Origin of the sequence: Streptomyces sp. NPDC058812, assembly GCF_042744565.1 — a bacterium.
Lineage (GTDB): Bacteria > Actinomycetota > Actinomycetes > Streptomycetales > Streptomycetaceae > Streptomyces > Streptomyces thinghirensis.
Genome location: NZ_JBHYOB010000010.1, coordinates 66,328 through 84,872, shown reverse-complemented (window position 1 = coordinate 84,872; position 18,545 = coordinate 66,328). Strand labels below are relative to the sequence as shown.

Genomic DNA, 18,545 nt, shown 5'->3' with positions numbered 1-18,545 from the left:
TTTTGTTAATTCCCCCGGGCCTCCGGGGGGGGGCCCCCCCGCCCCCCCCGGCCCCCCCCACCGTCGTACGCCGTCAGTCCTTGCCGTCGTACGCCGTCAGTCCTTGCGGTGCCTGCCGCTGTGTGCGGAGTCCGCGGCGGACTCCACGGTTACGCCCTCCCGGGCCTCGCGCTCGGCCTTCTCGCGCTCCGCCCTCTCCTCCTCGGCCTTCTCCGCCGCCTCCATCTCCGCGAACACGTCGATGGGGGCCGGCGCCTTCGCCAGGAACACCCAGGTCAGCCACACGGCGAGCAGGAACGGCGGGATCTTCAGGGTGACCAGGACCCAGCCGAGCTGCTCGGTGTCCGCCCACCAGTACAGCGGGAAGAGGATGGCGCTCTTGCCGAGCAGGATCAGGCCCCAGGCGTAGCTGGCCTTGGTGTACGCCTTCTTGCGGCCCGGGTTGCGGGTGCGCCAGGAGAGGTTCTCCTTGAAGACCGGGCCGAGGATCAGGCCGATCAGCGGCACCCCGGCCAGCGAGGTGACGATGTACGCCATTGCCAGGCCCAGGGTGTAGAGCATGCCCGGCAGATAGAAGTTCTTGGCGTTGTCGGTCATCATCGCGAAGACCACGCCGAAGGCGACGCCGAAGACCCCGCTGAACGCGTGCTTGACGGTGTCCTTCATCGCCAGCCGGACCACGACCAGCACCAGCGACACGGCGAGCGCCGCGATCGCGGACATGTGCAGGTCGTTGTTGAGGGTGAAGATGGTGACGAAGAGCAGGCCCGGCAGCACCGTCTCGACCATGCCCCGCACGCCGCCGAACGCCTCGAACAGCGCGGCCTCCGTCACCGCCCGGGCGTCGTCGGCTTCCGTGTCTTGGGTGTCTTCGGTCGGCTTGTCGAGCGACGTCACCGGCTACTCCCGTCCGAGGGGTCTCAGTTCGTATTTCGGGTTGAAGAGCACCCGGCGGCCCCGGCTCATCGAGATCCGGCCCGATGCGATGAGCTTGCGCCCCGGCTCTATGCCCACGATGGAGCGTCTGCCCAGCCACACCACGTCCAGGGCGGCGGAACCGTCGAACAGCTCGGCCTCCAGGGCCGGGACGCCCGCACGCGGTCGCAGGGTGACCGTGCGCAAGGTACCAGTAACCGACACGATCTGCCGGTCCTGACAGTCGCAGATACGGGTACAGCCGGCGGTGTCGGCGTCCTCGCGCAGTTCCTCGGACTCCAGGTCCTCCTGCGACGAGGAGAGCCGGTCGAACATGCGCCGGAACCGGCCCGCCGGCTTGTCGGAACGCGGAGCAGCACTCATATCTGAAGCGTACCGGGGCACCCCGACAGCCAGACACCCTCTCCGGGCCGGTATCGCGAGGCTCACTTCTCGAAGCGGTATCCCATGCCGGGCTCCGTGATGAAGTGCCGCGGGTGTGCCGGGTCCGCCTCCAGCTTGCGGCGCAGCTGCGCCATGTAGACCCGAAGGTAGTTCGTCTCCGTCCCGTACGACGGCCCCCACACCTCCTGCAGCAGCTGCTTCTGGCTGACCAGGCGTCCGGTGTTGCGCACCAGCACCTCCAGCAGATGCCACTCGGTGGGGGTGAGCCGTACGTCCTTCCCGTCCCGGTTCACCTTCTTCGCGGCCAGGTCGACGGTGAACTCCGCGGTGTCCACGACCACGTCGTCCTCGCCGCCCGGGACCGGTTCGGCCCGGCGGACGGCGGCGCGCAGCCGGGCCAGCAGTTCGTCCATGCCGAAGGGCTTGGTGACGTAGTCGTCGGCGCCCGCGTCTAGCGCCTCGACCTTCTCGTCGGAGGAGTGCCGGGCGGACAGCACCAGGATCGGCACCCGGGTCCAGCCGCGCAGCCCTCTGATCACCTCGACGCCGTCCATGTCGGGCAGGCCTAGGTCCAGCACCACGACGTCGGGGTGGCGGGCCGCGGCGAGCTGGAGGGCGGTGGCACCGTCGTGGGCGGCGTCGACCTCGTAGTGCCGGGCCTTGAGGTTGATCACGAGGGCACGCACGATCTGCGGTTCGTCGTCGATCACGAGCACCCGGGTCATCGGGCGGCCTGCCTTTCCGCTGTCGTGAGGTGGGGGGTTCCGGTGGGCGTTCCCGCCGCGCGGAGGGTGAGCACCATGGTGAGCCCGCCGCCGGGGGTGTCCTCGGCGTTCAGGGTGCCGCCCATCGCCTCGGCGAAGCCACGGGCCACGGCCAGGCCGAGCCCCACACCGGCGCCGCGCGGGGCGTCGCCGTAGCGCTGGAAGGGCTCGAAGATCCGGTCCTTGGCCTCGTCCGGCACCCCCGGCCCCCGGTCGACGACCCGCACCTCGACGCGGTCCGCGAGGGCGCTGGCGGCGACCAGGACGGTGCGACCGACGGGGCTGTACTTGACGGCGTTCTCCACCAGGTTGGCCATCGACCGCTCCAGGAGCCCGGCGTCGACGGCGACCATGGGCAGCGTCTCGGGGATCTCCAGTTCGGCGCTCCCCTCGGGCACCCCGCCCAGCACCATCGGCACCACCTCGTCGACGTCGATCTCGCGGATCAGCGGCGTGACCGTACCGGTCTGGAGGCGGGACATGTCGAGCAGATTGCCGACGAGGTGGTCGAGGCGGTCGGCGCCCTCCTCGATGCCCTCCAGGAGTTCCGCCTCGTCCTCCTCGGACCACGCCACGTCGTCGGACCGCAGGCTCGTGACCGCCGCCTTGATCCCGGCGAGCGGGGTACGGAGGTCGTGGCTGACGGCGGCGAGCAGCGCCGTGCGGATGCGGTTGCCCTCGGCGAGCGCGCGGGCCCGGTCGGCCTCCTCACGCAGGCGCCGCCGGTCCAGGACGACGGCGGCCTGGGCGGCGAAGGCGGCCAGCACCCGGCGGTCCTCGGCGGGCAGGACACGGCCGGTCAGCGCGAGGGCCATGTGGTCTCCGACCGGCATGTCCACGTCCGCGTCCTCGGGGCGTTCGACCGGCGGTCCCGCCCCGGCCCGGCCGGCGCAGGTCCAGGGCGCGACGTCGCCCTCCCGCTCCAGCAGGGCGGCCGACTCCATTGCGAAGGTCTCGCGGACCCGTTCCAGGAGGGCCTCCAGGCTGGTCTCGCCGCGCAGCACGTTGCCCGCGAGGAAGGAGAGGATCTCGGACTCGGCGCGCAGCCGGGCGGCCTGGTGGGTGCGGCGGGCCGCGACGTCGACGACCGAGGCCACGGAGAGCGCGACGCCCACGAATATGGCCAGCGCGAGCATGTTCCTGGGATCGGCGATGGTGATCCGGTGGACCGGGGGCGTGAAGAACCAGTTCAGCAGGAGGGAACCGACCGCCGCCGAGGCGAGCGCCGGGTACAGCCCGCCCAGCAGGGCGGCGGCCACGGTCAGCGCCAGGTAGAGCAGGACGTCGTTGGCGAGTCCGAGGTGAACGGCGTTCAGCAGCAGTGTCAGCAGCACCGGCCCGCCGAGGCCCGCGAGCCAGCCCCACGCGATCCGGGAGCGGCCGAGCCGCGCCCCCCTGGCCACCGGCAGTCCGCGGCCCTTGGCGACCTCCTCGTGGGTCACGATGTGGACGTCCAGGTCGGGGCCGGACTCGCGGGCGACGGTGGCGCCTACGCCGGGGCCGAAGACGTACTGCCAGGCCTTGCGGCGCGAGGAGCCGAGGATGATCTGGGTGGCGTTGACGCCGCGCGCGAAGTCGAGCAGGGCGGCCGGTATGTCCTCGCCGAGCACGTGGTGGAAGGTTCCGCCGAGGTCCTCCACCAGGGTGCGCTGCACCGCCAGTTCCTTCGGGGAGGCCGAGGTCAGCCCGTCGCTGCGGGCTATGTACACGGCCAGTACCTCGCCGCCGGCGCCCTTCTCCGCGAGGCGCGCGGCCCGCCGTATCAGCGTCCTGCCCTCGGGGCCGCCGGTCAGGCCGACCACGATGCGCTCGCGCGAGCCCCAGATCTTCGACACGCGGTGTTCGCTGCGGTACTGCTGCAGGTACTCGTCGACCCGGTCCGCCACCCACAGCAGGGCCAGCTCGCGCAGAGCGGTGAGGTTGCCGGGGCGGAAGTAGTTGGACAGGGCCGCGTCGACCTTGTCCGGCTGGTAGATGTTGCCGTGGGCCATGCGCCGGCGCAGTGCCTGCGGTGACATGTCGACCAGTTCGATCTGGTCCGCGCGCCGCACCACCTCGTCCGGCACGGTCTCCTGCTGTCTCACCCCGGTGATCGACTCGACGACGTCGCCGAGTGATTCCAGGTGCTGGATGTTGACGGTCGAGACCACGTCGATCCCGGCGGCCAGCAGCTCCTCGACGTCCTGCCACCGCTTGGCGTTGCGGGCACCGGGGACGTTGGTGTGGGCCAGCTCGTCCACCAGGGCCACCCGGGGGGCCCGGGCCAGCACCGCGTCGAGGTCCAGCTCCGTGAAGACCGCGCCGCGGTGCTCCAGCTCCCGGCGCGGCACCTGCTCCAGGCCGTGCAGCAGCACCTCGGTGCGCGACCTGTCGTGGTGCTCCACGAAGGCCACGACGCAGTCGGTGCCCCGCTCCGTGCGGCGGTGCGCCTCGGACAGCATGGCGTACGTCTTGCCGACGCCCGGCGCCGCGCCGAGGTAGATCCGAAGCTTGCCGCGTCCCATGGCCTCATTGTCTTCCGGTCAACGCTGATTGCGCAGCGTCGACCTTACGGCGAGCAATCCCGACAAATCGGGGTGGGGTACGGGCTGGGGGTGCTCTTTGACGGAACTCTGACGTCCGCGGCCGTCACGCCTCGGCCATCTCCCCGTCCCGCAGCTCCAGCACCCGGTCGGCGAGGTCCAGCAGCGTGGCGTCGTGGGTGGCGGCCAGGGCGGTGACCCGCTCACCGCGTACGACCGCCCGCAGCAACTCCATCACGGCGTGGCCGGTCTCCATCACGGCGTGGCCGGTCTCCATCACGGCGTGGCCGGTCTCCGCGTCCAACCGACCGGTGGGCTCGTCGGCCACGAGCAGGGCGGGGCTGTTGGCGAGGGCGAGGGTGCGGGCGCGGGCGCGGGCGATGGCGACCCTCCCCCAGTGCCTGAACGGCCTGGGGGCACCCCCAGCTGCTGGCCGCCGGACAGCTCGCCGGGCCGCTGGGCGGCGTGGTCGGCGAGGCCGACCATGGAGAGCAGCAGCTCGACGCGCGCCTCGCGCTCGCGCGGTGCGGTCCGGCGCAGCCGCATCGGTACGCCCGCGTTCTCGGCGGCCGTGAGGATCGGGAGGAGCCCGAAGGACTGGAAGACGAAGCCGACGCGGTCCCGGCGCAGGGCGAGCAGCCCGTCCTCGTCCAGCTCCGCCAGGTCGCGGCCGTCGACCTCGACCCGTCCGGCGTCGGGTACGTCGAGACCGCCGACGAGGTTGAGCAGCGTCGTCTTCCCGGACCCGGACCACCCTTGAGGTCGACCAGCTCGCCACGCGGCACCTCGAAGGAGACGCCGCGCAGGGCGTGTACGGCGGCGGCGCCGTGGCCGTACGACTTTCGCGCGCCCTCGACGCGCACCATGGTCCCGGTGACCACCTGGCTCGTGTGCCCTCCCCCGCCGGAGATCGGGCGCCGGTATCGCGAGCGGACCCTGTGCCGTTCAACGGTCCGGCCCGGATCGTCGGACGTGAGTGGCTCCCCGGCTCCCCGGCCCGTCCGGCAGGCCCTTCCGCCGTCCTGGGCATGCCCGGGACGGCGGAAGGGCCGCGCCCCGAGCGGGGCGCGGCCCTTCACGCGCGCGTGCGGACGCTCACGCGCGTACGGAAAACCGTACGGAGACTTTGCCTACCGGACCTCGGTGATCTCCGGTCCGCGCTGGAGCTGGCCCATACCGCCGGCGAAGCGGGAGCCCTCCTCCTGCTGGACGCCCTCGGGGACCATCTGCGCGTCGTTCGGCAGCTTGAGGACGATCGGGTCGCGGGGGGCCATCGGGCCGTCGCCGCGAACCACGACCGTGTCCCGGAAGATCTGCTCCAGCAGACCGGCGGCCTGCGGCTGCACCGCGCCCTGGCCAGAGATCACTCCGCGCAGGAACCAGCGGGGGCCGTCCACACCGACGAACCGTACGACCTGGAAGCCGCCCGTGCCGTCCGGCAGCTGCACCGGGACCTGGGCGCGCAGCTCCCAGCCCAGCGGGCCCTCGACCTCGTCGACGATGCCCCCTTGCTGGGTGATGCCGGAGCCGATCTCCTCGCGCACCTCGCCCCAGATGCCCTCGCGCTTGGGCGCCGCGAAACCCTGCAGCTGGATGGCGCTGTCGCGCAGCACGACGGTCGCGGCGACGATCGCGTCGCCCGCGACCTCCACGCGCAGTTCCATGCCGTCGACTCCGGGTACGAACAGGCCGCCCAGGTCCACCCGGCCCTCTGCCGGGTCGCGGACCTCGGTGCTGTCCCAGGGCCCGTCGGGCCGCGGTTCGGGCTCGAGCCGCACGCGCTCGGGCTCTTCGTCCGCCTCGGTGTCGACGCTGTCGACGACCTGCTCGGTCTCGCCGGCCGCGTCCTCGGCGGCATCCCTCTTCTTGCGACGTCCGAACACGTCACTGTCCTTCCCGGTCGGATACGACCGAAGCGTATCGATTCCCACCCGTCGGGCCGCCCTCGGCGACCTGACCGCTTGTGCCGCTTGCACGGTCCGTCCCGGCGTGGCCGCCGGTGGACCCGAAGCCCCCTCCGGCCCGCGCCGAGTCGGGAAGCTCCGCGACCTGACGGAAGCGGACCCTCTCGACCTGCTGGACGACCAGTTGGGCAATCCGGTCGAAGCGCTCGAACCGCACGCTCTCGCGCGGGTCGAGATTCACCACGATCACCTTGATCTCCCCACGGTACCCGGCATCAATCGTCCCCGGGGCATTCACGAGGGCGACACCGCAGCGGGCGGCCAGCCCGGAACGTGGGTGCACGAAGGCCGCGTACCCCTCCGGGAGCGCCACAGACACGCCCGTGGGCAGTACGGCGCGTTCGCCGGGCTTCAGTTCGCAGTCGACGGTGGTGCGCAGGTCGGCGCCCGCGTCGCCGGGCTGCGCGTACGTCGGAAGCGGTACGTCGGGGTCGACGCGGCGGATCAGGACGTCGAGTTCCGGCCTCGGCTCCCGGCTCACGGGTTCACCTCGAAGGCGCGCGTGCGGCGGACCTGGTCCGGGTCGTCCATGGCGGCGCGGATCTCCTCCTCGCGGCCGTGGTCGACGAAGTGATCGATCTTGACCTCGATGAACAGCGCGTCGGCGCGGACGGCCACGGGCCCGTCGGGGCCGCCGATCCGCCCGGTGGCGGTGGAGTAGATCTTCCGGCCGGCCACGGCGGTCACCTCGGCCTCCAGATACAGCGTCGTGTCGACGGGCACGGGCCGCAGGAAGTCCGTCTCCAGCCGTCCGGTCACCGCGATCGTGCGCAGCAGCCAGTTCAGCGAACCGAGGGTCTCGTCCAGGGCGGTTGCCAGCACGCCGCCGTGCGCCAGGCCGGGGGCGCCCTGGTGGGCGGGCTGCACGGTGAACTCGGCGGTGATCGACACGCCTTCACCCGCCCGCGCCTGGAGGTGGAGTCCGTGGGGCTGGTCGCCACCGCAGCCGAAACACTGGCCGTAGTGCGCGCCGAGCAGTTCGCCGGGGGCGGGCGCGTCGGGGTGCCGTACGGGTTTCACGGCGTCGGCGGGGGGCTGGAGACCTGGGGAAGTACCACTCACAGGCGCAGACCTTACCCGCGCGTCGGCCGAACACCGATACCGTGCCAAGCTTGGTTCATGCAGCTCTCCACCGCCCCGTACGAAGAACGCCTCACCGCGCCGCGCTCCTGGTGGCTGGTCTCCTTCCTGGTGGGGCTTTCGTTCGCCCTGATCCTGCTGCCCTTCGGCACGCTGCCGATGCTGGGCGGCCTGGCCGGCGGGACGGCGGTGGCGGCGGTGGCCGCCAGTTCGTACGGCGCGGTCCGCATCCGTGTCGTGGGCGGCTCGCTGATCGCGGGCGAGGCGAAGGTGCCGGTCTCGGCCCTGGGCGAGGCGGAGATCCTCGATCCGGAGGAGGCCCGCGCCTGGCGCACCTACAAGGCCGACACCCGTGCCTTCCTGCTGCTGCGCGCCTACATCCCGAGGGCCGTGCGCGTGATGGTCACGGATCCGCAGGACCCGACTCCGTACCTGTACCTGTCCACCCGCGAGCCGGAGCGGCTGGTGGAGGCCCTGACGGCGGCGAAGGCTGCGGCGTAGCACCCAGCGGGGTCAGTGCCCGCCGTCCCCTCCGGGGCGGCGGCCGAGCCCTTTCGGGCCGAGTCCCTTCGTGAGGGCGCCCATGTCCAGCGCGTCCCGCGGTCCCTCCAGCGCCGGGAGGTCGCCGAGGGCGCTCCACGGCACCTGCTTCTTGCGCAGGTCCGCCCGGATTCTGGCGGCCACCTTTCTGGTGTCGCGGCGGTTCATGACGGCGCCCACGGCCGCGCCCACCATGAACGGCATCAGGTTCGGCAGGTCACGCACCATCCGCTTCATGATCTGCTGACGGAGCTGGCGCTTCATGTGGCTGTTCATGGCCGAACCGAGAGTCGACGGCTTGGACACGTCGACGCCGCGCTCGTCCGACCAGGAGTTCAGATACGCGGTGCTGCGCTGCGCGAGGCCGCCGGGCGGTCGTACGCCGTAGACCTCGTGGAGTTCGGCGATCATCTTGAGTTCGATCGCCGCGACGCCGGTGATCTCGGCGGCCAGTTCCGCGGGCATCGCGGGCGGTACGGGCATCATCGCGGCCGCGCCGATCCCCGCTCCGACGGTCGCGGTGCCCTTGGCGGCGCCTGCCACCAGCCGGTCGGCGAGCTCCTCGGGTCCGAGATCGGGGAACTGCCTGCGGAGCGTCGCCAGGTCCCGTACGGGCACGCGCGGCGCCAGGTCGATGATCCGGTCGGCGAGGTGCGCCAGGGCGGCCCTGGCGCGCTGACCGCCGTTGCGGATCCCCTGTCCGGCCTTGTGCCGGAACGCCGCTGCCCGTCGCCGGGCAGCGGGTGCCGACGTCTTGGCGGTCGCCGGGAGGTCACCCCGGTCGACCACTGATTCGAGCGAGGCCGTCCCCGTATCGGTCGGGCCCCGCTCGTCGTCACGCGCGCCATAGGGACCGTCGGACGGTCCTTGGTCCGCTTCCCGCCTGGAGAAGCGGCGCTTCCAGGGAGGGGTCGAGCCAGTCACGGCCGACCCCGCCTCAGTCGCAGTCGCGGCAGATCGGCTGGCCGTTCTTCTCCCGGGCCAGCTGGCTGCGGTGGTGCACCAGGAAGCAGCTCATGCAGGTGAACTCGTCCTGCTGCTTCGGAAGTACACGGACGGCCAGTTCCTCGTTCGAGAGGTCGGCGCCGGGAAGTTCGAGGCCTTCCGCGGCCTCGAACTCGTCGACGTCGACGGCCGAGGCGGACTTGTCGTTCCGCCTCGCCTTCAGCTCTTCGAGGCTGTCCGAGTCGACATCGTCGTCGGTCTTGCGTGGAGTGTCGTAATCGGTTGCCATGGTCGCTCTCCCCCTCTGGGTGTCTGCGGGTGTCTCCAGCGCACGTAACGCGTGAGAGGCCGGACTTGTGCCCGACCCGAGGCGGAGATTTTGCCTCACATCAAGGTCTGTTACTCAATCGACACCCAACCGGACCCCTCATAAGTGATCGGCTTGGATGGCGATGGGGACCGTACACGGTCCGAATGCCGCACTTCAAAGGCGTCTCACCGTGTACTTCCCGTGATCAGGACCCCTGAAAACCAGGATTTTCCCGGCTTTCCGACAGGGTGCATGATCACGGAGAGTTGATGGCGGGAAAGCCTCCGCTGTGATCGATCACACAGGCGACTCCAGGGCCGGTGGCCTGGAAATTCCGCTCAAAGCGAACATCCTCGGGTCTCGGTGAGATGTCGGGGTCATGATCTCAGACCGGCAGCGTCACCCGCATCACGAGCCCTCCGCCCTCGCGCGGCTCTGCGTAGATGTGCCCGCCGTGCGCCCGGGCGACCGACCGCGCGATGGACAGGCCGAGGCCGACTCCCTTGTCGCTGCCCGTGCGCTCGGTGCGCAGCCGCCGGAACGGCTCGAAGAGGTTGTCGATCTCGTACGCCGGCACGACCGGGCCCGTGTTGGTGACCACCAGGACCGCCTGGCCGTTCTCGACCGCGGTGGTGACCTCCACCCAGCCCTGTCCGGCCGCGTTGTAGCGCACGGCGTTCTGCACGAGGTTCAGGGCGATCCGCTCCAGCAGGACGCCGTTGCCCTGGACCACGGCGGGCTCGCGTGTGCCGCGGATCGCCACGCCATTGGTGTCCGCCTCGACGCGCACCTGGTCGATGGCCTGGCCGGCCACCTCGGCGAGGTCCACCGGCTTGCGCTCGACGATCTGGTTGTCGCTGCGGGCGAGCAGCAGCAGACCTTCGACGAGCTGCTCGCTGCGTTCGTTGGTCGCCAGCAGTGTCTTGCCGAGCTGCTGGAGCTCCACCGGGGCGTTCGGATCGGACAGGTGCACTTCCAGGAGGGTGCGGTTGATCGCCAGCGGCGTGCGCAACTCGTGGGAGGCGTTGCCGACGAAGCGCTGCTGGGCGGTGAAGGCCCGTTGCAGCCGCTCCAGCATGTCGTCGAAGGTGTCCGCCAGCTCCTTCAGCTCGTCGTCCGGGCCGTCCAGCTCGATCCGCCGGGAGAGGTCGGAGCCCGCCACCGCGCGCGCGGTGCGGGTGATCCGGCCCAGCGGCGACAGGACGCGTCCGGCCATGGCGTAGCCGAAGGCGAAGGCGATCACGGCGAGGCCGAGCAGGGCCAGCAGCGAGCGGCTGAGCAGCTGGTCCAGCGCGACCTGGCGCTGGTGGTCGATGCAGTCGCTGATCGCGGCGTTGAACTGCGACAGCGACAGGTTGCCGTTGGTGACCCCCGGACAGTCGTTGCTCGCGACCTGGAGGTCCTGGAAGTCGACGATCTTGTAGAGCGGCTGGTTGCCGGTGCGTACCGCCTCGGCGGCCAGCAGGTAGATGATCGACAGCAGCAGGATGCCGGCGATCAGGAACATGCCGCCGTACAGCAGCGTGAGCCTTATCCGGATGGTGGGCCGCAGCCACGGCAGCGGGGTGGCCGAGCGCGGGTCCCAGGTGGGCTTCGGAGGGGCCCCGGGGGGCGCGGGTGTCGTCGCCACGGTCGATCAGATCCGGTAGCCGGAGCCGGGGACGGTGACGATGACGGGCGGCTCGCCCAGCTTGCGGCGCAGGGTCATCACGGTCACGCGCACGACGTTGGTGAACGGGTCGGTGTTCTCGTCCCAGGCCTTCTCCAGCAGTTGCTCCGCGGAGACGACCGCGCCCTCGCTGCGCATGAGCACCTCCAGCACGGCGAACTCCTTGGGCGCGAGCTGCACCTCCTGGCCGTCCCGGAAGACCTCGCGGCGGTTCGGGTCGAGCTTGATGCCGGCCCGCTCCAGGACGGGCGGCAGGGGCACGCTGGTACGCCGGCCCAGGGCGCGCACGCGCGCGATGAGCTCGCTGAACGCGAAGGGCTTGGGCAGATAGTCGTCGGCGCCGATCTCCAGGCCCTCGACCCGGTCGCTGACGTCGCCGGAGGCCGTGAGCATCAGCACGCGCGTGGGCATGCCCAGCTCGACGATCTTGCGGCACACGTCGTCGCCGTGCACGAGCGGGAGGTCGCGGTCGAGGACGACCACGTCGTAGTCGTTGACGCCGATGCGCTCCAGGGCGGCCGCACCGTCGTACACGACGTCGACGGCCATGGCCTCCCGGCGCAGTCCGGTGGCCACCGCATCGGCGAGCAGTTGCTCGTCCTCGACGACGAGTACGCGCACGTCGCTTGTCCTTCCTGTGTCCACCCGCGTAGCGCTTCTCGGCGCACGAGGGCAGGGGGCTGGTGGGTGTGTTGCCTCCATCCTGCCCTTTTCGGCCATAAGTCGGCTGTAAGACGGGTGAGGGGCCGGTGACGAACCCCGGGCGGCCTGCGCCGGAGGGGACGGCCGGGGCGGGTGGCGGGCTCGGGAATGCGAGATTTTCTCGCGCGGTTGAGGTTTCCGCGAAAGGGAGCGGGGGGAGGACGGCTTTACATCCCGCGATCACGCTCTGCCTGTACCGCGTTACCGCGCGGTACGCCGCGGTCCGCTTCCGCAGAGCGGGCGTGGGTGTCCGGCACCGTCGCCGCCCGGCAGGGCTGCGCTGGGCACTCCACCGGAGACGTGATCGTCCCTTCCGAACGGCACACCCCCGTGCCACCGACCCACGACCCAGGACGAGGGGGCGCAGCATGGACGCTTTCACCGCAGGACTTCTGCAGCGCATAAAGACGACCGAGTCCGACCTGTCCCGGGCCCGCGACGAGGGGGACGAGTTCCTCGTCGAGGTGGAGCTGGGAGAGCTCGACGACCTGCGCCGTCTCGCTGCCGAGCACGGTGTGGAGGTCGGCGCGACCGGCGTCTGATCGGCCCGTGAACGACGAGGCCCCGGCGGGATCCAGCGCCGGGGCCTTGTCGTGCGGGTTGCCGTCCGGCGGTCCATCGGGCCGGGGCGTGAGCACCGGGGCCGGTCGGCGCCGGGGCGGCGTACCGAGCCGGGTGACGACGTCGGGCCGACGATCGGGGTCGGCCGCCACGCCTGTGGGGGCCACGGGGCGACCCGCAGGGCCGTCTGCGCCGGTGCCGGGTGGCCCGGCGGGGCAGCTACGGGCCGTGACCACGCTGAGCCGGGCGGCGATCAGGTCGAGGCGCTGGGCGAGCAGTTCGGCGCCCGTGCACGAGGTGCCGGCCCCAGAGGCGCCGGACCGGGGCCCATGCCGGCCCGCAGTCGGGCTCGACCGCCGCGCCCTGAGCCGGCCGCGAGGGCGCCGCGCGGGGCCGGTGCCCGCGTCGGGCCGATCGTCGCGGTCGGCCGCCGTGCCGGTGCGGTCGCGGGTGGCAGCGCGCGGAGCCGTCTGCCGCCGCACCGCGCGGGGCCGGTGCCCGCGTCGGGCCGATCGTCGCGGTCGGCCGCCGTGCCGGTGCGGTCGCGGGTGGCAGCGCGCGGGACCGTCTGCCGCGGGGCCGGGTGTGCCCCGCGGGACGGCGTGGGCCCGGAGCGGCGCACGCCGTCCGGGGCTGACCGACGCCGTCCGCCGAACCGCCGGAGGCCTACGCGCCGAAGTCCACCAGGAGCCGCTGGAGGGGTTCGAAGACGTCCGGGGTGGCCGCGATCGTCAGGTCGCCGGACGGGCGCTCACCGGGGCGTCCACCGGTCACCGCGCCCGCCTCTCGGGCGATCAGGTCGCCCGCCGCGAGGTCCCAGGGGTGCAGACCGCGCTCGTAGTAGCCGTCGAGGCGCCCCGCGGCCACGTCGCACAGGTCGATCGCGGCCGAGCCGCCGCGCCGGATGTCGCGCACCAGCGGAATGAGCCGCCGCGCGATCTCGGCCTGTTCGGCGCGGACGTCGGCGACGTAGTTGAAGCCGGTGGAGACCAGGGCCTGGTCGAGCGGCGCCGCGGAGCGGCAGGCCAGCCTGCGTTCGCCGTCCCAGGCGCCCGTCGCCCAGGCACCACCGCCCAGTACCGCGTGATACGCCTCGCCCCGCATCGGGGCCACGACCACCCCGGCCACCCTCTCGCCGTCCCGCTCGGCGGCGACGGAGACCGCCCAGGTGGGCAGTCCGTACAGGTAGTTGACCGTGCCGTCGAGCGGGTCGATGACCCAGCGGATGCCGCTCGTGCCCTCGGTGGCGGAGCCCTCCTCGCCGAGGAACCCGTCGTCGGGGCGGCGGTCGGCGATCAGGCCGGTGATCAGCTTCTCCGCCGCGATGTCCATCTCGGTGACCACGTCGATCGGGCTGGACTTGGTGGCGGCGACCGCGAGGTCGGCCGGACGGCCGTCGCGCAGCAGCTCGCCCGCGCGGTGGGCGGCCTCCTGGGCGATCTTCAGCAGCTCGGCATGGAGGGGGTCGGGCGTCACGTCGGTCACGGGGCTCCTCACGCGTAGGGGCTGTCGGCGCCCGCGGCGGCGGGACGGGGGGCTCGGGCGGGGCAGCAGCCGACCGGGCACAGGTTGTGGCTCGCGCCGAGCGCGCCGAGGGCACACGGCGCTGTCTCCTGCCCGCGCTCGTCGGCGGCCCGCTCCAGGACGAGGTTTCGGACCGCGGCGGCGAACCGCGGGTCGGCGCCGACGGTGGCGGAACGGCGTACCGGAAGTCCCAGCTCCGCCGCCTTGGCCGTGGCCTCGGTGTCGAGGTCGTACAGGACCTCCATGTGGTCGGAGACGAAGCCGATGGGGGCCATCACCACGGCGGGGGCGCCGGCCGCGTGGCGCTCCTCCAGGTGGTCGCAGATGTCGGGCTCCAGCCACGGGATGTGCGGGGCGCCGGACCGGGACTGGTAGACGAGCTGCCAGGGGTGGTCGACGCCGGTGCGCTCGCGGACGGCGTCGGCGATCACCTGCGCCACGTCCAGGTGCTGGCGTACGTACGCCCCGCCGTCACCGTGCTCCTCGACCGGGCCGGAGGTGTCCGCGGCGGAGGTAGGGATCGAGTGGGTCGAGAAAGCGATGTGCGCGCCGTCCCGGACCTCCTCGGGCAGCTCGGCCAGGGACCGGACGACCCCGTCGACCATGGGCTCGACGAAGCCCGGGTGGTTGAAGTAGTGCCGGAGCTTGTCGATCTCCGGCAGCTCCAGTCCCTCCGCATCCAGGGCGGCGAGCGCGTCCGCGAGGTTCTCTCGGTACTGCCGGCAGCCCGAGTACGAGGCGTAGGCGCTGGTGGCCAGGACGAGGATGCGGCGGCGGCCGTCGCGGACCATCTCGCGCAGGGTGTCCGTCAGGTACGGCGCCCAGTTGCGGTTGCCCCAGTAGACCGGCAGGTCCAGGCCGTGCTCGGCGAAGTCCTTGCTCAGGGCGTCCAGCAGGGCGCGGTTCTGGTCGTTGATGGGGCTGACCCCGCCGAAGAGGAAGTAGTGCTGACCGACTTCCTTGAGGCGTTCCTTGGGGATGCCGCGCCCGCGTGTCACGTTCTCCAGGAACGGGACCACGTCGTCCGGGCCCTCCGGGCCGCCGAACGAGAGCAGGAGCAGGGCGTCGTAGGGGCTGGCATCGAGCACGTCTGGCATGTCTCGATCCTGCCACCCGGCACTGACAGCGGGAAAACGGCGGGTGCCGACCGTGCGTTTCGCCAGGTCCACGGGGCTGTTTCCGGGCGGTCGGGCGAGTAATCTGTATCGACTGCGTTCGCACCTTACTAAGCCACTTCTGAGCTGCTACTGAGCCGTTCCCGGAGACCTCGTTGCCCAGCCCCTACCGCGCCCTGTTCGCCGCCCCCGGCACCAAGGCCTTCTCGACCGCGGGCTTCCTCGGCCGGATGCCGCTGTCGATGATGGGCATCGGCGTGGTGACGATGATCTCGCAGCTCACCGGGCGGTACGGACTGGCCGGGGCCCTGTCCGCCACCATCGCGCTCGCCGCCGCCGTGGCCGGACCGCAGGTCTCCCGTCTGGTGGACCGGTACGGCCAGCGACGGGTGCTGCGCCCGGCGACCCTCGTGTCGCTCACCGCGGCGGCCGTACTGCTGCCGGCCGCGCACTACGGATGGCCGGACTGGGTGCTGTTCGTCGCCTGCGTCGGCATCGGCTGCGTGCCGAGCCTCGGCGCGATGGTCCGGGCGCGCTGGGCGGCCCTGTACCGGGGGACCCCGCGGTTGCACACCGCGTACTCCTTCGAGTCCGTGGTGGACGAGATCTGCTTCATCTTCGGGCCGATCATCTCCATCGGCCTGTCCACGGCCTGGTTCCCGGAGGCCGGGCCGCTGCTCGCAGCCTGCTTCCTGGCCACGGGCGTCTTCTGGCTGACCGCACAGCGCGCCACCGAACCGGAGCCGCATCCGCGCGAACACAAGGGCGGCGGTACCCCGCTGCGCTCCCGGGGGCTTCAGGTCCTGGTCGTCACGTTCGCGGCGACGGGGACGATCTTCGGGGCAGTCGACGTGGTCACCGTGGCCTTTGCCGAGGAGGAGGGGCACAAGGCCGCCGCCAGCCTGGTACTCGCCCTGTACGCGGCGGGTTCCTGCACGGCGGCCATGATCTTCGGGCTGATGCGCTTCCCGGGGCCGCCGGAACGGCGTTGGCTGCTGGGCGTCTGTGCGATGGCCGTGAGTATGATCCCCCTCCTACTGGTCGGAAACCTGCTGTTTCTGGCCGCGGCGCTGTTCGTTGCGGGTCTGTCCATCGCTCCGACGATGATCACGACGATGTCCCTCATCGAAGAGCACGTACCACGCACGCAGCTCACCGAAGGCATGACCTGGGTGAGCACCGGCCTCGCGGTCGGGGTCGCGCTCGGCTCCTCCGCGGGCGGCTGGGTGATCGACGCCTCCGGGGCGCGCGCGGGGTACTGGGTTCCGGCGGTGGCCGGGGCCGTCGCGGTCGCGGTCGGTTTCCTCGGGTACCGCCGGCTCAAGCGGCCGGATCCGCGTCGGGGAGGGACCGTTGAGCAGCACACGCACGGCGAGCGGGATGGCGAGCGGGAAGAACGGCACATGGCGTAACTGGGGCGGCAACGTCTCCGCGCGCCCCGCGCGGGAGGTCACTCCCGCCTCCGTCGACGAACTGGCCGAGGCCGTTCGCCGGGCGGCCGAGGACGGCCTGCGGGTCAAGGCCGTCGGCACCGGGCACTCCTTCACGTCCATAGCCGCGACGGACGGTGTGTTGATACGCCCTCAACTGTTGACCGGCATCCGCGGTATCGATCGCGACGCCATGACGGTCACGGTCGAGGCCGGCACACCGCTCAAGAGGCTCAACCTGGCCCTCGCGCGGGAGGGCCTGTCGCTGACGAACATGGGCGACATCATGGACCAGACCGTCTCCGGGGCCACCAGTACCGGCACCCACGGCACGGGCCGCGACTCGGCCTCGATCGCCGCCCAGATCCGGGGCCTGGAACTGGTCACGGCGGACGGCTCGGTGCTGACCTGTTCCGAGCGGGAGAATGCCGAGGTGTTCGCCGCCGCCCGGATCGGCCTGGGCGCGCTGGGCGTCGTCACCGCGATCACCTTCGCCGTGGAGCCGATCTTCCTGCTCACGGCCCGCGAGGAACCGATGCCGTTCGATCGTGTCCTCGCCGACTTCGACGAACTGTGGACCGAGAACGAGCACTTCGAGTTCTACTGGTTCCCGCACACCGGCAGCACCAACACCAAGCGCAACAACCGCAGCGCCGGCCCCGAGCAGCCGGTGGGGCGGCTCCAGGGCTGGTTCGAGGACGAGTTCCTGTCCAACGGCGTCTTCCAGGCGGCCAACTGGGTCGGCCGCGCGGTGCCCGCCACCGTTCCCGCGATCGCCCGGGTCTCCAGCAAGGCACTGTCCGCGCGGACGTACACGGACACCCCCTACAAGGTCTTCACATCTCCGCGCCGGGTGCGCTTCGTGGAGATGGAGTACGCCGTTCCGCGCGAGGCCGTCGTGGAGACACTGCGCGAACTGAGGACGCTGGTCGACCGGTCACGGCTCCGGATCAGCTTCCCGGTCGAGGTGCGTACGGCTCCGGCCGACGACATCACGCTGTCCACGGCATCGGGCCGCGACACCGCGTACATCGCCGTCCACATGTTCCGGGGCACGCCCTACCAGGCGTACTTCACCGCCGCCGAGCGCATCTTCACGGCGCACGAGGGGCGGCCGCACTGGGGCAAGATCCACACTCGGGACGCCGAGTACCTCTCGCGGGTGTATCCGCGCTTCGGCGAGTTCACGGAGCTGCGGGACCGTCTTGACCCTGATCGTCTGTTCCGGAACGACTACTTGCGCCGGGTTCTGGGGCCGTAGCCGAGGCGTCGGGGGCCGGGCTCGCGGCATCGCCGGAGCCGTCGGTTCCGGTGGCGTCCGGGGTGGGCGTCGGGCTGGACGCCGTACCGCCGTCCTCGGTGGAGGTGCCGCCCGACGACGTGCCGTCGCCGGTTTCGCCCGGGGTGCCGGACGGGGTGGCCGCCGGGGTGTCGCCGCCGGAGCCGGAGCCCTCCGAGCCACCGGAGTCCTGGTTGTTCTCTTTGTCCTGGTTGTTCTGATCGTCCTGGGAGTCCTTGGATCCACCGGAATCGCCCGACTCCCCCGGATTCGACGCGGACTTGCCGTGGCCGGTGAAGGCGCTGCCGACAGTGGTGCTGTGGTCGCCGCTCAGGCTCTCGCCGGAGGCGAGTTCGTACGTGGTGATCCCGGCCATGGTGACGCCGAAGACGAGGGCCGCCGCGACCACCGGGCGCTTCCAGCCAGTGGTCCGCGCACGGTAGACGGCGCCCTCGGTGAACTCGCCCGGAACCGGCGCGGCCGGCCCGCCGGCCCGCACGGTGCCGACAGTGCGCTTCACTCTCATCTGCTCGCCGGTGCGCTTGAAGAAGTGCTGGAGGACCGAGCCTCCGCACGTGGCGATGACACTGATCAGACCGGCCCCGAGGATCGTGCCGTACACGCCGAAAGAGGAGGCGAGTTTGGCGGCCACCACCGCCGCGAGGGCACTGCCTGCGACCTGGGGCACGCTCAGGTCGATCCGCTTGGACTTCACCTCCGTACGCGCATCCGTCTGGCCTGCCTCATCGGGCTTTTCACGCATCCCCGGACCTTGCCTGTCTTTCCCGTACGTGATCGATCAACTGCACGAGAAAGGGAC

General features: G+C 71.6%; 18 protein-coding genes and 1 pseudogene. 4 read left to right on the top strand and 15 right to left on the bottom strand.

Annotated elements, in window-relative coordinates:
• Positions 1–96: 96 nt before the first annotated feature.
• The 8 genes and pseudogenes from ACFW48_RS21875 to ACFW48_RS21840 form a co-directional block, all read right to left on the bottom strand.
• Complete coding sequence (locus tag ACFW48_RS21875) at positions 97–897, bottom strand: DUF3159 domain-containing protein (protein ID WP_386316973.1); 801 nt, start codon at positions 895–897, stop codon at positions 97–99.
• A 3-nt stretch (positions 898–900) separates the two neighbouring features.
• Positions 901–1,299 (bottom strand): OB-fold nucleic acid binding domain-containing protein, encoded by a 399-nt coding sequence (locus ACFW48_RS21870; RefSeq protein WP_386316972.1) that lies wholly within the window; start codon positions 1,297–1,299, stop codon positions 901–903.
• A 62-nt stretch (positions 1,300–1,361) separates the two neighbouring features.
• Positions 1,362–2,045, bottom strand: coding sequence for a response regulator (locus ACFW48_RS21865; protein ID WP_386316970.1), 684 nt, complete (start codon positions 2,043–2,045; stop codon positions 1,362–1,364).
• Positions 2,042–4,588, bottom strand: a complete 2,547-nt coding sequence (locus tag ACFW48_RS21860; protein ID WP_386316968.1) for an ATP-binding protein — start codon at positions 4,586–4,588, stop codon at positions 2,042–2,044. Before ACFW48_RS21860 ends, ACFW48_RS21865 begins: the two co-directional genes overlap by 4 nt.
• Before the next feature lie 124 nt (positions 4,589–4,712).
• Positions 4,713–5,472 (bottom strand): annotated as a pseudogene (locus tag ACFW48_RS21855) (ABC transporter ATP-binding protein).
• Between the two features lie 264 nt (positions 5,473–5,736).
• A complete protein-coding gene (locus ACFW48_RS21850; protein ID WP_386316966.1) occupies positions 5,737–6,489 on the bottom strand; it encodes a DUF3710 domain-containing protein in 753 nt (250 codons plus the stop codon).
• Position 6,490: 1 nt separating this feature from the next.
• Positions 6,491–7,051: a dUTP diphosphatase gene (dut, locus tag ACFW48_RS21845; protein ID WP_386316964.1), complete on the bottom strand. Its 561-nt coding sequence runs from the start codon at positions 7,049–7,051 to the stop codon at positions 6,491–6,493.
• Positions 7,048–7,632 (bottom strand): PaaI family thioesterase, encoded by a 585-nt coding sequence (locus tag ACFW48_RS21840; RefSeq protein WP_386316962.1) that lies wholly within the window; start codon positions 7,630–7,632, stop codon positions 7,048–7,050. Before ACFW48_RS21840 ends, dut begins: the two co-directional genes overlap by 4 nt.
• A gap of 57 nt (positions 7,633–7,689) precedes the next feature.
• Here ACFW48_RS21840 and ACFW48_RS21835 point away from each other — a divergent pair, with 57 nt between their 5' ends.
• Positions 7,690–8,151, top strand: a complete 462-nt coding sequence (locus ACFW48_RS21835; protein WP_386316960.1) for a DUF3093 domain-containing protein — start codon at positions 7,690–7,692, stop codon at positions 8,149–8,151.
• A gap of 12 nt (positions 8,152–8,163) precedes the next feature.
• On the opposite strand, the gene ACFW48_RS21830 is transcribed toward ACFW48_RS21835, so the two are convergent.
• From ACFW48_RS21830 to ACFW48_RS21815, 4 genes are all read right to left on the bottom strand, one after another.
• Positions 8,164–9,114 carry a hypothetical protein gene (locus ACFW48_RS21830; protein WP_386316958.1) on the bottom strand — a complete coding sequence of 317 codons (951 nt, stop codon included), beginning with the start codon at positions 9,112–9,114 and terminating at the stop codon, positions 8,164–8,166.
• A 13-nt stretch (positions 9,115–9,127) separates the two neighbouring features.
• Positions 9,128–9,424 carry a DUF4193 domain-containing protein gene (locus tag ACFW48_RS21825; protein ID WP_003993510.1) on the bottom strand — a complete coding sequence of 99 codons (297 nt, stop codon included), beginning with the start codon at positions 9,422–9,424 and terminating at the stop codon, positions 9,128–9,130.
• A 406-nt stretch (positions 9,425–9,830) separates the two neighbouring features.
• A complete protein-coding gene (locus ACFW48_RS21820) occupies positions 9,831–11,075 on the bottom strand; it encodes a sensor histidine kinase (RefSeq protein WP_386316956.1) in 1,245 nt (414 codons plus the stop codon).
• A gap of 6 nt (positions 11,076–11,081) precedes the next feature.
• Positions 11,082–11,735, bottom strand: a complete 654-nt coding sequence (locus ACFW48_RS21815) for a response regulator transcription factor (RefSeq protein ID WP_031134731.1) — start codon at positions 11,733–11,735, stop codon at positions 11,082–11,084.
• 449 nt (positions 11,736–12,184) lie between these two features.
• Between ACFW48_RS21815 and ACFW48_RS21810 the strand changes: the two genes are divergently transcribed.
• On the top strand, positions 12,185–12,358 hold the full coding sequence (locus ACFW48_RS21810) for a hypothetical protein (RefSeq protein ID WP_167392522.1): 174 nt from the start codon (positions 12,185–12,187) through the stop codon (positions 12,356–12,358).
• Between the two features lie 685 nt (positions 12,359–13,043).
• Here ACFW48_RS21810 and ACFW48_RS21805 read toward each other — a convergent pair.
• Entirely contained in the window at positions 13,044–13,862 is an 819-nt protein-coding gene (locus tag ACFW48_RS21805) for an inositol monophosphatase family protein (RefSeq protein WP_386316953.1), read from the bottom strand.
• An 8-nt stretch (positions 13,863–13,870) separates the two neighbouring features.
• Complete coding sequence (locus ACFW48_RS21800) at positions 13,871–14,998, bottom strand: ferrochelatase (protein ID WP_386316951.1); 1,128 nt, start codon at positions 14,996–14,998, stop codon at positions 13,871–13,873.
• Between the two features lie 173 nt (positions 14,999–15,171).
• On the opposite strand from ACFW48_RS21800, the gene ACFW48_RS21795 reads away from it, so the two are divergent.
• Both ACFW48_RS21795 and ACFW48_RS21790 read left to right on the top strand, forming a co-directional pair.
• Positions 15,172–16,428, top strand: a complete 1,257-nt coding sequence (locus ACFW48_RS21795; protein WP_386316949.1) for an MFS transporter — start codon at positions 15,172–15,174, stop codon at positions 16,426–16,428.
• On the top strand, positions 16,397–17,707 hold the full coding sequence (locus tag ACFW48_RS21790) for a D-arabinono-1,4-lactone oxidase (RefSeq protein WP_386317342.1): 1,311 nt from the start codon (positions 16,397–16,399) through the stop codon (positions 17,705–17,707). The genes ACFW48_RS21795 and ACFW48_RS21790 overlap by 32 nt, the downstream gene beginning before the upstream one ends.
• On the opposite strand, the gene ACFW48_RS21785 is transcribed toward ACFW48_RS21790, so the two are convergent.
• The gene (locus tag ACFW48_RS21785; protein WP_386316947.1) at positions 17,631–18,488 is read right to left on the bottom strand and encodes a hypothetical protein; all 858 of its coding nucleotides are present in this window, start codon (positions 18,486–18,488) and stop codon (positions 17,631–17,633) included. The genes ACFW48_RS21790 and ACFW48_RS21785 overlap by 77 nt on opposite strands.
• Positions 18,489–18,545 lie beyond the last annotated feature (57 nt).

Coding starts and splice junctions, on each gene's coding strand:
- ACFW48_RS21870 (WP_386316972.1), bottom strand. CDS start 1,299: ATGAGTGCTGCTCCGCGTTCCGACAAGCCGGCGGGCCGGTTCCGGCGC.
- ACFW48_RS21865 (WP_386316970.1), bottom strand. CDS start 2,045: ATGACCCGGGTGCTCGTGATCGACGACGAACCGCAGATCGTGCGTGCC.
- ACFW48_RS21860 (WP_386316968.1), bottom strand. CDS start 4,588: ATGGGACGCGGCAAGCTTCGGATCTACCTCGGCGCGGCGCCGGGCGTC.
- ACFW48_RS21835 (WP_386316960.1), top strand. CDS start 7,690: ATGCAGCTCTCCACCGCCCCGTACGAAGAACGCCTCACCGCGCCGCGC.
- ACFW48_RS21825 (WP_003993510.1), bottom strand. CDS start 9,424: ATGGCAACCGATTACGACACTCCACGCAAGACCGACGACGATGTCGAC.
- ACFW48_RS21810 (WP_167392522.1), top strand. CDS start 12,185: ATGGACGCTTTCACCGCAGGACTTCTGCAGCGCATAAAGACGACCGAG.
- ACFW48_RS21800 (WP_386316951.1), bottom strand. CDS start 14,998: ATGCCAGACGTGCTCGATGCCAGCCCCTACGACGCCCTGCTCCTGCTC.
- ACFW48_RS21790 (WP_386317342.1), top strand. CDS start 16,397: ATGGCGAGCGGGAAGAACGGCACATGGCGTAACTGGGGCGGCAACGTC.
- ACFW48_RS21785 (WP_386316947.1), bottom strand. CDS start 18,488: ATGCGTGAAAAGCCCGATGAGGCAGGCCAGACGGATGCGCGTACGGAG.